Source organism: Cyanobium sp. FACHB-13342 (assembly GCF_014697415.1).
Taxonomy (GTDB): Bacteria; Cyanobacteriota; Cyanobacteriia; order PCC-6307; family Cyanobiaceae; genus Cyanobium_A.
Genome location: NZ_JACJRT010000016.1, coordinates 1 through 14,358 on the forward strand (window position 1 = coordinate 1; position 14,358 = coordinate 14,358).

12 protein-coding genes and 1 pseudogene are annotated in these 14,358 nt (G+C 63.6%); 8 read left to right on the plus strand and 5 right to left on the minus strand.

Going from position 1 to position 14,358, the window contains the following annotated elements; translation table 11 throughout:
* The 6 genes and pseudogenes from H6G16_RS12355 to H6G16_RS12380 form a co-directional block, all read left to right on the plus strand.
* The coding region (locus H6G16_RS12355; RefSeq protein WP_199289405.1) for a hypothetical protein at positions 1-2,874 on the plus strand (2,874 nt) is incomplete at its 5' end.
* 514 nt (positions 2,875-3,388) lie between these two features.
* Positions 3,389-3,619 (plus strand): annotated as a pseudogene (locus tag H6G16_RS13160) (phospholipase D-like domain-containing protein); the annotation flags it as partial.
* Positions 3,620-3,734: 115 nt separating this feature from the next.
* On the plus strand, positions 3,735-4,112 hold the full coding sequence (locus H6G16_RS12365; RefSeq protein ID WP_190390641.1) for a hypothetical protein: 378 nt from the start codon (positions 3,735-3,737) through the stop codon (positions 4,110-4,112).
* Between the two features lie 61 nt (positions 4,113-4,173).
* Positions 4,174-4,440: a hypothetical protein gene (locus tag H6G16_RS12370; protein ID WP_190390642.1), complete on the plus strand. Its 267-nt coding sequence runs from the start codon at positions 4,174-4,176 to the stop codon at positions 4,438-4,440.
* Entirely contained in the window at positions 4,437-5,663 is a 1,227-nt protein-coding gene (locus H6G16_RS12375) for an FAD-dependent monooxygenase (RefSeq protein WP_242036429.1), read from the plus strand. The genes H6G16_RS12370 and H6G16_RS12375 overlap by 4 nt, the downstream gene beginning before the upstream one ends.
* A 22-nt stretch (positions 5,664-5,685) precedes the next feature.
* Entirely contained in the window at positions 5,686-6,126 is a 441-nt protein-coding gene (locus H6G16_RS12380) for a hypothetical protein (RefSeq protein ID WP_190390643.1), read from the plus strand.
* A gap of 8 nt (positions 6,127-6,134) precedes the next feature.
* On the opposite strand, the gene H6G16_RS12385 is transcribed toward H6G16_RS12380, so the two are convergent.
* Positions 6,135-6,545 (minus strand): hypothetical protein, encoded by a 411-nt coding sequence (locus H6G16_RS12385; protein WP_190390644.1) that lies wholly within the window; start codon positions 6,543-6,545, stop codon positions 6,135-6,137.
* A gap of 87 nt (positions 6,546-6,632) precedes the next feature.
* On the opposite strand from H6G16_RS12385, the gene H6G16_RS12390 reads away from it, so the two are divergent.
* Positions 6,633-8,288 carry an alpha-D-glucose phosphate-specific phosphoglucomutase gene (locus H6G16_RS12390; RefSeq protein WP_190390645.1) on the plus strand — a complete coding sequence of 552 codons (1,656 nt, stop codon included), beginning with the start codon at positions 6,633-6,635 and terminating at the stop codon, positions 8,286-8,288.
* On the opposite strand, the gene H6G16_RS12395 is transcribed toward H6G16_RS12390, so the two are convergent.
* Genes H6G16_RS12395 through H6G16_RS12405 form a run of 3 tightly spaced genes read right to left on the minus strand, consistent with a single transcriptional unit; the run spans position 8,281 to position 12,892 of the window.
* Positions 8,281-8,562: a hypothetical protein gene (locus H6G16_RS12395; RefSeq protein ID WP_190390646.1), complete on the minus strand. Its 282-nt coding sequence runs from the start codon at positions 8,560-8,562 to the stop codon at positions 8,281-8,283. The genes H6G16_RS12390 and H6G16_RS12395 overlap by 8 nt on opposite strands.
* Positions 8,562-11,852 (minus strand): efflux RND transporter permease subunit, encoded by a 3,291-nt coding sequence (locus H6G16_RS12400; protein ID WP_190390647.1) that lies wholly within the window; start codon positions 11,850-11,852, stop codon positions 8,562-8,564. The genes H6G16_RS12395 and H6G16_RS12400 overlap by 1 nt, the downstream gene beginning before the upstream one ends.
* On the minus strand, positions 11,849-12,892 hold the full coding sequence (locus tag H6G16_RS12405) for an efflux RND transporter periplasmic adaptor subunit (protein WP_190390648.1): 1,044 nt from the start codon (positions 12,890-12,892) through the stop codon (positions 11,849-11,851). The genes H6G16_RS12400 and H6G16_RS12405 overlap by 4 nt, the downstream gene beginning before the upstream one ends.
* A 252-nt stretch (positions 12,893-13,144) precedes the next feature.
* Here H6G16_RS12405 and H6G16_RS12410 point away from each other — a divergent pair, with 252 nt between their 5' ends.
* On the plus strand, positions 13,145-13,318 hold the full coding sequence (locus H6G16_RS12410; RefSeq protein ID WP_190390649.1) for a hypothetical protein: 174 nt from the start codon (positions 13,145-13,147) through the stop codon (positions 13,316-13,318).
* A 40-nt stretch (positions 13,319-13,358) separates the two neighbouring features.
* Here the strand turns inward: H6G16_RS12410 and H6G16_RS12415 are convergent, their stop codons facing one another.
* The gene (locus H6G16_RS12415) at positions 13,359-14,228 is read right to left on the minus strand and encodes a galactose mutarotase (RefSeq protein WP_190390650.1); all 870 of its coding nucleotides are present in this window, start codon (positions 14,226-14,228) and stop codon (positions 13,359-13,361) included.
* Between the last annotated feature and the right edge of the window lie 130 nt (positions 14,229-14,358).

Below are 14,358 nucleotides of genomic sequence, written 5' to 3' on the forward strand. Positions count from 1 at the left end.
ATTTTCGCATCCAGTAATTCAAGCAGAACAGGCTTTTGGATTCAAAGCCCTGTCAGTGACGCACGCACAGAGCTCTTTTTAGACTTAGGCACCGCCGAGACAACTGGTGATGGCTATTTTATCATTAACGCATTTACCCTCTCGAATGGAACGATTCAATTTGCTACTCCGAACGACGGACTTGGTGGCAGAGATTTGTACTTTGGCTATGCCATAGATACTTCAACCAGCGTTGTCGATCCAAATATTGACCTAGACAATAATATTAATTCAGGTGTTTGGCAGATCAGCCCGAATCCCGCATATGGAGGAACATTTTTCAGTGGCACCAGCGGCTTGATTTCCACATACCTTCCCATATTTGATCAAGCTTACAGCAGCAATAACGTCCTATTTGGGTATTCACAGATTAAGTCAAGAAAAGGGTACGCAATCACTCTTGACACGCCCGCAGCGACTCCATTCTTTATTTCCAACAGTACTGGGGCTATTTACAGCGATGCGAGTACAGCATCGTGGGACGCCAAGGGAGCACGTGCTTTTGGAACTGGGTATCAAGTGCTGCTGGATGGCACGGGAACCTATGCAGGCAAGGGCCTGGTCTGGACCACCAATAGCGCTGGGGTCATTACCGGCAGCAGCGGTTGGCTTTCTGCCGAGCGGCTGTGGCAGTGGGAAAGTGCCTTTGGGGTGGAGCTGAACGATGATGGAACAACAGGGTATGCCGCTGTTGATGTGGTTGGTGGGCGCCTAGTGCGCCCGATCGGAGCTGTTTATGGGGGGACCTACTACATCGACCGTGATGGCGATGGGGATACGGATGACCTGCTGAAGCTGCGCAACAGCGAGGGTGTGAGTTACCGGGATTCCAGTTCGGGATCATGGGACGCCAAGGGAGCACGTGCTTTTGGAACTGGGTATCAAGTGTTGCTGGATGGCACGGGAACCTATGCAGGCAAGGGCCTGGTCTGGACCACCAACAGCGCTGGGGTCATTACCGGCAGCAGCGGTTGGCTCTCTGCCGAGCGGCTGTGGCAGTGGGAAAGTGCCTTTGGGGTGGAGCTGAACGATGATGGAACAACAGGGTATGCCGCTGTTGATGTGGTTGGTGGGCGCCTGGTGCGCCCGATCGGAGCTGTTTATGGGGGGACCTACTACATCGACCGTGATGGCGATGTGGATACGGATGACCTGCTGAAACTGCGCAACCGTGATGGGGTGAGTTATCGGGATTCCAGTTCGGGATCATGGGACGCCAAGGGAGCACGTGCTTTTGGAACTGGGTATCAAGTGCTGCTGGATGGCACGGGGGCCTATGAAGGTCAAGGCCTGGTCTGGACCACGAACAGCGCTGGAGTGATCACGGGCAGCAGCGGTTGGCTCTCTGCCGAGCGGCTATGGCAGTGGGAAAGTGCCTTTGGAGTGGAGCTGAATAATGATGGCTCACTAGGTGACCCCAAGCGAAGCGAAGCACCTTTAGATTTTGCAAAACACTTTTGGAGCGTGATAGCTCTATCATATGCATTTAGCGGCATTGGGTTTGAGGCCGATACCCAGCGGTCGACAACATCTCCGATTGCTCAGTACGTTGAGACATTCAAGAACGAGCTAGTTGATATTTCAGAGATATCAATAAACAGTCTTAAGTTCAGCAGCTCTTACAGCGAAAAGGCTATTGATTATGGCTACTTTGAAGAATACGCCGTCGCTGAAAACTTTAGCATGGGGCTATTTATTGATGGCGATATACGCTGGAGCTTTTATGGCGCAGACGATAATACTCTGTGGGCTGGCAATCCAGATAGCTATGAAAAGCTAAAATCGCTTGAACTTGCAGCAAGCCCTGGGGATGCGCCTTATTTATATGGCGGCAAAGCTTATGAGTTTATAGCAATGCTTAATGAGCAGAATCTCTTTAGCTCTAGCGGATTTAAAACTATATCTCGGGCGGCCGCCGATTTGTTGTCAGACAAATCTCTTTACCGTGAATACGATTGCTTATTTCCTAGCGAGGAGAAATCGGACATAGCCAGGTCATTTATGGTCCGACAAACCAGCTCGATCGAAACTTGGCTAAGCGATGGCATTTTCCTGGCTGACACCAATCAAACATCATACAATAATTACGAAGATTCGAGTTTCTCATCTTATTCTGCTAGTTTTCTATTTACGTTAAGCGGCGTTCTTCTTGGGACATATGAGGAAGATTATGAATACAAATATTACCTTCCAGAAGACCAATACAGATCAGTAGAGTTCGGCAATATTTTTTACAACCAAAATAGCCTGGGGACGCAGAGCATTGAGCAGCTAAAAGCTGTCTTCCCCTCAGAAGTATCAGCGATCCTCAAGGCGCAGCAGCCCTCTCCAATATTTGTTGGCTACGAGGGAGCCCAATTAGGCTTTGACTGGCTCACTGGCTTACCAAGCAGTAATGTCGCAGAAGAGGTAGAACTAGTTGCACTCATAGGAGCCGACGCCGCTGTATTTAATCCGAACCAAGTCTATATAGCACTTGAGGATTGTGATATCATGACAGGCAACGGTTTCGATCTCATCATCCTTGCTGATGACGTCAACAACGCTGATGCAAACTCTGTTCCGACCATCCTTGACTTTAATTCCAGCAACGACAAAATACTTTTACCCATCGACACCTTCTCGGGCTTGAGCGAGGGCAATCCTGGCATTATTAATCCAAACTTGCTTGCATTTGGGAAGGATGCAGACACCGCAAGCCAGAGAATTATTTACGACGCTACTATTGGACATTTGTATTACGACTCCGATGGCAATGGCAGCGGAAGCAAAGAACTTTTAGCGTATTTCTTGGATAATCCAGTTCTAACCGCAAATAATTTTCTGCTCGGCTGAAAACCCGCCAAAACGAGCTGGTCGACAGGATTTGTTTCAATCGGCACCAGCGGTGAGTTGCCCTTTCTTTGAGGGAAATTTCATTTTTTGCCGCGACGCGAGACGTAGAGCACAACTACTGTTTCGCAACATGAACACAAGGTGCATTGAAAGATCTACTTTGAAATCTAAAACTGCCTGAAGACTTGGGCGGATCACTGATCACTGAATAATCCCTGAGATTTACATAAATCTTGCAGATGCGGCCGCCTTTATTGGTTCAGATAGTGGTTCAGACGGTTCTTGCTGTTGACTCACAACTGGATCTGGATCAATCCAGTGTTCTTTTGCGACGCTGATAGTTTCCTCAAAATTAACGCCAGCACTGCCATCTGGCCTACTTCAAAGCCTTTCAGAAGCCAAACCATCTCCACATACCAATCCCCCCAATGGCTTGTGCCGTGGCTTTTCTGCCTCAACAGCCACCCTCTTTCCCTCTCCCGCAACCCTTCTGCCATCCCAGCTCGCTCAAGTGGCTGTGATCGACCACCGCACCGTGATCACCGGTTCCTTCAACTGGAGCCCATCCGCCGCCCATCAGAACGACGAAACCCTGCTGGTGTTCGACTCCCCTCTGCTCGCCGCCCACTTCACCACCGAAATCGACCGGCTCTGGAAAGGAGCTGAGCTGGGCATCACCGAGCGGCTGGCCCGCAAACAGGAGCGGCAGCGAAACCGGTGCGGGAGTGGGGTGCAGAGGGGGTGAGAGGCAGCAGGGGTGGGCAGGTCAACCACCACCCGTAGGCTTTGAGGAAACCTTGAACACCACATCTGGGGATCTGCCCCTACGATCCGGCGGTGCGGATGGGTCAACAACACCGATGAAGTCCTTGGTGAAGACCAGCAGCCTGGTGAAGTCCCTGGCGAACTCCCTGATCCTGCCGGCGGAGGACACCGCCCCCGCCCCACCGGTCGTGTACACCACGGCGATCCGCTGCGACGGCAGCCTCAGCGAGTCCCTCGCCGGCATCAGCCTGCTGGCCAACGAGTTGGGCTTCACCCACGCCCCGGAAACCCTCTACGCCGCCGACGGCCAGAGCGCCGCCTTCCATGCCGACCATGGCGCCCGCGCCGTGAGCCTGGCGGTGGAGTGCAACCCCCGCCAGCAGACCGTCTCCCTGGCGGTGAGCGGGCTCGACCACCAGGACGCCTTCGACACCTTCCACCAGGTGTCCAGCACCCTGTTCGGCGACTGCTGATCGGCAGCACTGAACCCGGCGGCCCGCCCCTACGCTGGGATCTCCCCGCAATGCTGTGGCCATGGTCAGTGGAACGGAGCGTGCCTCGGATGCCCCACCGGCCTCGCGCAACACCTCAGCCACCCTGGATGCCATCCAGCTGATGCTGCGCGACCTGCACACCCGCCACGACGAAATCCGTCACCGCGCCGCCTTCCGCGGCTGCACCAAGGAGCTGCTGGCTGTGCAGCAGGAGCTGGTGGAGTATCTGCTCGCCAAGAAAAGCCAGCTGATGGGGCATGTGGATCCAATCAGCGGCGGCACGCGCAACTACAACTCTTTCGTTTGAGTGAGCCGCTGAACCCGGCCCCCAGGGTCGTGGTGGTGGGCGCCGGGCCGGCCGGTGCCTGCCTGGCCCTGATGTTGGCCCGCGCCGGTGTGGCCGTCACCCTGGTGGAGGCCAGCACCAGCCTGCAGCGCCAATTTCGCGGCGAAGCCCTGATGCCCTCGGGCCTGGAGGCCCTGGCCGCCATGGGGCTCAGCCACCTGCTGGCCGCCCTGCCCCAGCGACCGCTCCAGGGCTGGCGCTTCGTGGTCAATGGCCGCCACCTGTTCACCGCCCGCGAACCCCTCGGCGGGGATCCCCAACGGCCCTGCACCCTGGTGAGTCAGCCGGCCCTGCTGGAAGCCCTGCTGGAGCAGGCGTCCCCCTCTCCCTGCTTCGCACTGGAGCGGGGCCAGCCCGTGGTCGACCTGCTCTGGCGGGAGGATCGCGTGGTGGGCGTGCAGCTGCGCGGCGGGCGCCAGCTTGAGGCCGACCTGGTGATCGGCGGCGATGGCCGCTCCTCCCTGCTGCGCCAGAAGGCTGGGCTGGAGCTGGTGGGAGCCCCCAGCTCGATCGACCTGCTCTGGTTCCAGCTGGCCTGCCCCGAACCCACACCCCTGGAGGGCTGCTTCACCACCCTGGTGGGCGCCGCAGGCGTGTTCAGCGCCTTCGAAAGCGCCGCCGGAGGCGTGCAAATCGGCTGGGTGCTGGAGAAGGGTGCCCCCGTTCCGGCCCTCGCCAGCGACGGCTGGATCGAACGGATGGCTGGCTTCTGCCCACCCGAGCTGGCGGCCTGGTTGCGGCAAGGGCCCGCCGGCCTGAGTGCCCCCACCCGCCTGGCGGTGCAGGTGGGGCTGGCGGCGCCGTGGTGGCGCCCGGGCCTGCTGCTGCTCGGGGATGCGGCCCACCCGATGAGTCCGGTACGGGCCCAGGGGATCAACATGGCCCTGCGCGATGCCTGGGTGGCCAGCGTGCACCTGGTGCCCCTGCTCCGCAGCGGGGCCACCGGAGACGCGCTCGATGGGGGGCTGGCCGCCATCGCGGCGGAGCGGCAACCGGAAATCACGGCGCTGCAGCAGCTCCAGGCCGCCGAAGCCAGCCGGGGCGAGCTGCTGCGCGATCAGGCCTGGCTCCGCTGTGGCCTGGCCCTGGCCGCACCGATCGTGGGCCCGGCCGTCGCCGCCCACTGGATCCACCAGCAGCAGCCGCTGCGCCAGGGGCTGGCCGCGCTTCCGGCCCCGCCATGATGGGGGCCACACCCCTGACACCATGGCTCCCCTCCAGCTCCATCCCGCCGCCGGTTTTGGTCGTGCGCTCAGCCTGGGGCTGATGGTCGGACTGGCCGCCCCCCTGCAGGCCGCCCCCCAGGATCCGCCCTACCCCTCGATGGAGCAGCTGCGTGAAATCCAGCTCAACACCTTCATCTGCGGCCGGGAAAACACGGCCGAAAGTTGCGACAAGGCACGCACCATGGCCGATCCGCTGATGGACCATCCCCGCCTGGGGGCCAGCTGCAAGGACGCCATCTGGGCGATCCGGGAACGGGCCAAACCGGCGCCCACCAACACCTATGAACGGCGCGAAGCCCTCAACCGGGCCGGCCAGGACGTGATTCCCTTCTGCAAACAGCAGACCCGCACGGTGGCCCCCAGCAAGGACAAAGACAAACCCCAACAGAAAAAGGGATTCGGCCTGATCCCCAGCTCGTGAGCTGAGCCCTAGGGAGTCGGCTTCGCCTCGATGAGATCGAGCACCTGGTGGGCGGTGGCATCCATGAACGCCATCGACCACCCCGTCTGCACCACCGCCTGATCGGCCAGGGCGCAGAGCCCACTGCGCTGGCCCACGGCCTCGCAGCTGGCCGACAGCCCCAGCAGGGCATTGGTGAGCTTGCCCCGCAGGCAGGTTTCCTTGCCGCGGCGATGGATCACCGCCTCGGCCGCCACCCGGCTGCGCTCCACCGCCTGCTCGAAGGGGATCACCCGGGCACCCCCGACCACGGCGGCCCGGCCGGGGCCCACAACGGCACCAACCACCACCAAAGCCAATCCGGCCAGCAGCAGGCGGGGCAGGGGGCTGGTGCGGGGGAACGCCCCGGGTTGCTCAACGGCCTTCACGGAGGGTTTCATCCATCGTTAATCGGACCCTAGCCAGCTCCAGGCGGGTCGCAAGCCAGGGCTAATTTGGTGCCCCCAACGCCCCGGTGGGCTCGGCCGATGACCAGCAGCAGTCCCGTGAGCGTCAGCCAGATTTCCCTGGCCCAGCCCTTCACCGACCAGAAGCCCGGCACCTCGGGCCTGCGCAAAAGCAGCCGCCAGTTCCAGACGCCCCACTACCTCGAGAGCTTCATCGAGGCGAGCCTCCAGGTGCTCCCCGGTGTGGCTGGCGGCACCCTGGTGGTGGGTGGCGATGGCCGCTTCGGCAACCGCCAGGCCATCGCCGTGATCGCCCGCATGGCCGCCGCCCACGGTGCGGCCCGGTTGATCACCACCACCGGTGGCATCCTCTCCACGCCCGCGGCCTCCCACCTGATCCGCCAACACGGGGCCGTGGGCGGCGTGATCCTCTCGGCCAGCCATAACCCCGGCGGCCCCGACGGCGATTTCGGCGTCAAGATCAATGGCGCCAACGGCGGTCCCACCCCGGAGTCGATCACCGACGCCATCTACGCCGCCACCTTGAAGCTGGACGGCTACCGGATCTGCGAAGGCGGAGCTGATCTCGACCTCTCGGCCCCGGGCCGCAGCAGCATCGGCGCCCTGCAAGTAGACGTGATCGACGGCGTCGACGACTACGTGGCGCTGATGCAGCGCCTGTTCGACTTCGACCAGATCGGCGATCTGCTGCGGGGCGACTTCCCGATGGCCTTCGACGCCATGCACGCCGTGACGGGCCCCTACGCCAGCCGCATCCTGGAAGGGGTGCTGGGTGCGCCCGCCGGCACGGTGCGCAATGGCATTCCCCTGGAGGACTTCGGCGGCGGTCACCCCGACCCCAACCTCACCTACGCCCACGACCTGGCCGAGCTGCTGATGGGCAGCGATGCCTACCGCTTCGGCGCCGCCTGCGATGGCGACGGCGATCGCAACATGATCCTGGGCACCCGCTGCTTCGTGAACCCCAGCGACAGCCTGGCGGTGCTCACGGCCAATGCCACCCTGGCCCCGGGCTATGCCGATGGGCTGGCCGGCGTGGCCCGCTCCATGCCCACGAGCGCCGCCGCCGATGTGGTGGCGAAAGAGCTGGGCTTGCTCTGCTTTGAAACCCCCACGGGCTGGAAGTTCTTCGGCAACTTGCTTGATGCCGGCCGCATCACCCTCTGCGGCGAAGAGAGCTTCGGCACGGGATCCAACCACATCCGCGAGAAGGACGGACTCTGGGCCGTGCTGTTCTGGCTGCAGATCCTGGCCCGGCGGCGGGAGCCCGTGAGCCGGATCATGGCGGAGCACTGGAGCCGTTTCGGCCGGCACTACTACTCGCGCCACGACTACGAAGCCATCGCCAGCGACGCCGCCCACGGCCTCTACAACCGCATCAAGGAGATGCAGCCCGCGCTGGTGGGCCAGTCCTTCGCCGGCCGCAGCATCGCCACCGCCGACGACTTCGCCTACACCGATCCGGTGGATGGCTCGCTCACCAGCGGCCAGGGCCTGCGCCTGCTGCTCGACGACGGCAGCCGCGTGGTGCTGCGCCTCTCCGGCACCGGCACCCAGGGCGCCACCCTGCGGGTGTACCTGGAGAGCTATGTGCAGCCCAACGGCAACCTGGGCCAGGATCCCCAGGCTGCCCTGGGCGATCTGATCACGGCGATCGACGCCCTGGCCGAAATCAAGACCCGCACCGGGATGGATCGCCCCACCGTGATCACCTGAGCCAACCGTCTTCGTCGTTGCTGCGGGCGATCACGGCCAGCTGCCGCATGGTTTCGCCCCAGGCACCGCAGCCGCCGGCCACCAGCACCACCACCAAGGCCCGCTCCAGCGAGGCGTGGGGCAAGACATTGCCGGCATGGGCCGCCGCCCGGCGCCCCAGCACCACCAGGCCGCCGGCGATCAGGCTGAGAATCACGCCGGCCAGCAGCACCCGGCGGCGATCCAGGCCGCTCTGACGCGGGGGCTCGTAACCGGGCGGGTGGGGCAGCGGCATCAGGAGGCGGGCAGGGAGGGCTTGGCAGCACTGGCGGGGAACCAGCTGGCCTCCAGCCGTTTCATCAACACATAGAAGGCCGGCACCACAAACAAGCTCATCGCCGTGGCCACCAGCAGGCCACCGAAGATCACCGAGCCGATCGAGCGCTGGCTCATGGCGCCGGCGCCGCTGGCCACCACCAGCGGAAAGAAGCCCGAGAGGGCCGCCGAGGCCGTCATCAGGATCGGCCGCAGCCGCGACTGGGCCGCCCCCATGGCCGCCTCCACATCGGAGAGGCCGGCCTCCATGCGCTGGTTGGCCAGGTCGACGATCAGGATGCCGTTCTTGGCCGCCAGGCCGATCAGCGTCACCAGGCCCACCTGGGCGTAGACGTTGTTCACCTGCTGGTTGAGCACCAGGAACAGCAGCGCGCCCAGGATCGCCAGCGGCACCGTCATCAGGATCACCAGCGGATCGATGTAGCTGCCGTACTGGGCCGAGAGCACCAGGTACACCACCACCAGGCCCAGGGCAAACACCAGGGCCGCCAGCGAACCGGCGGCCACCTCCGAGCGGCTCAGGGCCGACCAGTCCATGCCGATGTTGGTGAAGTTGAGCCGCTGGAAGGTGGCGGTGAGGGCATCAATCGCCTGGCCGGTGCTCTTGCCAATCGCCTCAAACCCCTGGATCAGCACCGTGCGGTTGAGGTCGAAGTGGCTGATGATCGGCGGTGCGCTGTCGAGCCGCACCGTCACCAGATTCAGCAACGGAATCTGGGCGCCTCCGGCGGCAGGCACATAGAGATTCTCCAGGCTCTCGATCGTTTCGCGCTTGCTGCCTTCGGCCTGCACGTACACCTGGCGGTACTGGCCGTTCTCGTAGGTCTGGTTCACAAACGCCCCCCCGTTCAGGGCGCCGAGGGCTTTCATCGCCGTGGCGAAATCCACCTGCAGCGAAGCCATGCGATCGCGATCGGGCTCAATCCGCCACACCGGCGCATCGCTCACAAACTGGGTGTAGAGGTTGTAGAAGGAGCCGGTGGCCTTGGCCTTGTCGATCAGCTGGTTGGCCATGGCCAGCAGGTTGGTGGGGCTGTAGCCGCCGTTGCTGAGGTCGTTGAACTGGAACGCCAGGCCGCCCTGGGCACTGAATCCCGGCACCGCCGCCGGCTGCTGGGCCATCACCTTGGCGCCCTCGATGCTCTGGAACTGCTTGTTCAGTCGCTGCACCACCGCTCGCGCCGACTGATCGGCGCCACTGCGCTCTTCGATCGGCTTGAGGCCGAAGAAGAACAAGCCCTGGTTGAGGGCACCGCCGTTGAAGCCGGCACCACCGATCAGCTCACCGCTCACGATCTCCGGCTCCTTGGCCAGGATCTGGCGGGCCTGGTCGGCCACCTTCATCGTCTGCTCCAGCGAGGCCTGGGGCGGCAACTGAATGATGCCCAGGCCGTAGCCCTGATCTTCCGTGGGCACAAAGCCCGAGGGGATCACCAGGAAAGCCAGGGCGGTGAGCACCACACCGCCCAGCACGGCACTCACCAACTGGCGCCGCCGCCGGATCGCCTGCTCCAGCAGGCGGCCATAGGCCGCAGCCATCCGCTCAAACTGCCTGTTGAACGCCGCGAAGATCGGCTGCAGATTGCGGCCCACCCCAGCACCGAGTGCCCCGAACAGCAGCAGCCACAGGACGCCTCCAAACAGGTAGCCATACCCCGCCCCAAAGGCTCCGCCGATGAACATCCAGGTGCGGCCGGAGGGGTTGGTCTTGCCGCCCCCCAGCAGCAGGGCCGACTGCAGCGGCTTGCCGCTGATGGCGTTGAAGGTGCTCACCAGAATCGAGAACACGATCGTGAGCGCGAACTGGCGGTAGATCACCCCGGTGGCTCCGGGAAAGAAGGTGACGGGGATGAACACCGCCAGCAGTACCAGCGCCGTGGCCAGGATCGCCCCCGTCAACTCCTTCATGGCATTGGAGGCCGCCGCAAACGGTTTGTCGCCCGCTTCAATCCGGGCCGACACCGCCTCCACCACCACAATCGCGTCGTCCACCACCAGGCCGGTGGCCAGGATCACCCCCAGCAGGGTGAGTTCGTTGATCGAGAAGCCAAACGCCTTCACGAAAATCATGGCCCCCAGCAAGGCGATCGGCAGGGCCAGGGCCGGCACCATCGTGGCCTTCCAGTCCTGCAGAAACAGGAAGATGATCAGCAGTACCAGCACCACCGCATCGCGCAGCGCATCGAGGGCGCCGAAGATCGAGGCGTTGATGAAGTCGGTCTGATCGAACACCTTCTCCAGCTTCACCCCCGGCGGCAGGGTGGTGCGGAATTGCGTCAGCACTTTGTCGACGGCAGCCGCCGTAGTGATCGCATTGCTGCCCGGCAGCTGGATCACCCCAAAGCCCACACAGGGATGGCCGGAGATGCCGTTGATCGCCGCCTGGTTGAAGTTCTGGAAGGCGTATTCGGCCCGGCCCACATCCCGCAGACGGATCAGGCTGCCGTCGGGGCCGCTGTCGCTCAGCAGCCCCGAGGGGCCACGGGTGAGCACGAGGTTTTCGAACTCCTCCACCGTGCGCAGGTTGCCCTGCACCAGCACCGGCAGGTTGGTGGGGTTGTCGGCTGACGCCGGCGGGCCGCCGATGCTGCCGCCCACCACGATCTGGTTCTGGGAGCGCAGGGCGTTCTCCACATCCAGAATCGTGAGGTTGAAACGGCTGAGCTTGGCCGGATCCACCCAGAGCTTGTAGGCCGGATCGCTGGCTCCGAACACGGTCACCTGGCCCACACCCTGGGCGCGGCTGAGCGGGTAGGCAAGGTTGAGCTGATAGAGGCCGTTGAGGTATTCGCGGCTGAACTGGCCTTGCGTGGAGGTGAGGTTGTACACCAGCAGATAACTGGTGGCGGTCTGCTGCACCGTCACGCCCTGGTTGTTCACCTGCTCGGGCAACTGGGCCGAGGCGGTCTGCACCCGGTTGAGCACATTCACCTGATCGATGTCGGCATTGGTGCCGGCCTTGAACACCACGTTGATCTGGCTAACGCCCTGGCTGGTGCTGTTGGAGCTGATGTAATCCATCCCGGGCGCGCCGTTGATCTGCTCCTCCAGCGGACCGGTCACGGCGCTCTCCACCGTGAGCGCATCGGCACCCGGCAGGTTGGCCGTCACCTGGATCGTGGGCGGCGCGATGTTGGGCAAGTTTTCGATCGGCAGCAGCGGCAGCGCGATCACCCCGGCCATCAGGATCAGGATGCTGCACACGGTGCTGAGCACCGGCCGGCGAATGAAGGTGTCAGAAAGGCTCATTTCCGCGGAATCACCATGCCGCTGCGCAGCTGGGCCAGGTTGCCGATCACCACGGCATCGCTGGCGCTCAGGCCGTTCAGCACGGCGAAACGGCCGGCCTGCAGGCTGCCGAGGGACACCGGCGTCTGCACCGCCACCAACGCCCCGGCCGGCGGAGCGGGAGTGATCGGTGCGCCGATCAGGTGCTGGGCCTCCCCGGGCGACACCGCCCGAAACACGAAGGTCTGCCCGGCCTGCAGCAGCACCGCCGCCTGGGGAAGCGCCAGCGTGTTGGTCGCCCCGAAACGCAAGCTGGCTTGCACGCGCTGTTGATCCCGCAGGGCGCCATCGGCGTTGGTGAAGGTGGCCTTCACCAGCAGCGTCTGGGTGCGCCGATCGAGCGAGGGGGCGATGAACGTCACGGTGCCCATCGCCTTGAGGGCAGGCTTGTCGGGCGCCTGCAGCTCCACCGGCATGCCGAGGCGCACGCGATAGGCCTGCTCACCCGGCACATCGAGCCGCACCCAGAGGCGGCGGTTGTCCACAATGGTGGTGATCGTCTCACCGCGACGCACCACAGCTCCCAGCTTGTGCTGGATGTCGCCCACCATGCCGGCGATCGGCGCCGTCACGTCCTTGTAGGCAAGGGTGGCCGCGCTGGCCTTCAGCTGCTCGGCGCTGGTGATCGCGGCCGTCACCTTGGCATCGCGCTGCTTGGTGGAGGCGGCGCCCTGCTCATTGAGAAAGATGTAGCGCTCCGCCTCGAGGCGATCCTCCCGGGCCTGGGCGGCGGCGGCGGCCACGCTGGCCTGCTGCTGGAGCTGGTCGAGCCGGAACAGGGGATCGCCGGGGCGCACCAGCTGCCCCTCACGCATCGGCATCGCCACGATGCGGCCATCGATCTCGGCCGCCAGGGGCACGTTGGCGATCGATTCGAGGGTGCTCTGGTAGGTGGCCTGGTCGGTAAAGGTCTGCCGCGTTGGGCTGACCAGCGAAAAGGTGGGCGGGGGAGGGGGCGGGGGTGGCTTGACACAGCCGCCGAGGCCGACCAGAGACAGCAAGCCGAGCCATGACAGCGTGCGCCTGGACTGGAACGGTCGGCGCACGGAAAGCTCCTGGGTATCGCAAAAACTAGGAACCCTGACCCACAGGGTCAAGCCAGCGCCGCACGCCCGAGGCGCGGGTGAACACGCGCGAGCAGGCCCAGCTGGCCTGGTTCTGACCCACCCGGATCGGCGATTGCCCCCGTTTGGGGGCATCGCTGATCCGCCACTGGGAGCAGACTGAACGAAACAGCAAATCGGGGGTCCGCCATGACGGACTTCAATACCTGCCTTGGGCGCACCTGCCTGAAGTGGAGCGACGACGGCGAACTCACCTCTCTGGATCTCAGCCTCGTGCTGGAGCGCCTAGCCCAAGTGGATCAGGAAGTGTCGGGCCTGCGCACCGACACTTCCGACTGCCAGCCCTGTCCCTCAATCAGCTGAAGGCCTTTCACGCCTGGGCCGCCCCTGCTTGGGCAGGGACTCAGAGGGGCGACTGCTCGGCGTGGGTCAGGGCGTAGCGGGTGTGGAGCTCAGTGCTGGCGCCCGGTGCCAGCTCGATCTTGCGGTCGCCACTCAGCAGCGATTGGCGCGGGCCGCTCCAGGGTTCGATGCACACCATCGGCCGAGGGGGTTCGGTCCAGAGCACCACCAGATCGAAGGGATGGCTGAGCTGCAGTTCGAGGGTGGCGCCGTCCGCCTCATCCACCAGGCGCACCGCACCGGTGGGACGCACCAGCAGATCGATGCCCTGGGGCAGTCGTTGCATCTGCTCGGCGGTGGACGCGGGAGCCATCGTGAGGTGATTCAGGCATTCGTCGGGCAGCCCCTCAAACCGCACCCCATCCAGGCTGGAGAGGTTGAAGTAGGGGTGCAGCCCGAAGCTGAACGGCATCGGGGCCGCGCTGCGGTTGCTCACCGTGGTGCCGATCTCCAGGGCACCGGGAGCCAGCCGCACCTCCATGCGCAGCAGGAACTGGAAGGGATAGGACTGGAGGGTCTCCTCGGTGTCGATCAACTCCAGGGCCACGCCGCGGCCGTCGGCGAGGGGTTCCATCCGCCAGGGCAACTGCCGCGCAAAGCCGTGCTGGCCAACGGTGAAGGTGCCCTGGGGCAGGGGCAATTGGTTATCCGGCAGCCCGCCGGTGATCGGGAACAGCACCGGAAAACCGCCCCGCACCGACTGGGCGGGATCGAGGAAACGCTCGAGATCGAGGTACACCACCTCCCGGTCGCCGCAGCGCCAGCCACTGATCAAGCCGCCGCGCTCGGGCACCACCCGCAGCAGGTCACCGCTGGTGGGATCGCTGAACTCCCAATGGGGATAGGGAAGGTCGCACTGTCTGAGGGGCATGGTGGTCAGTGCTGGTCGGATTCGAACCCACTCTGACGCTCAGCCTCACCAACCGATGCCCCCCATTCGGGGACATCGGTTGGTGAGGCCGGGTTGGCCACCAGCCATCGGCTGGATTGGAATGCCCTGC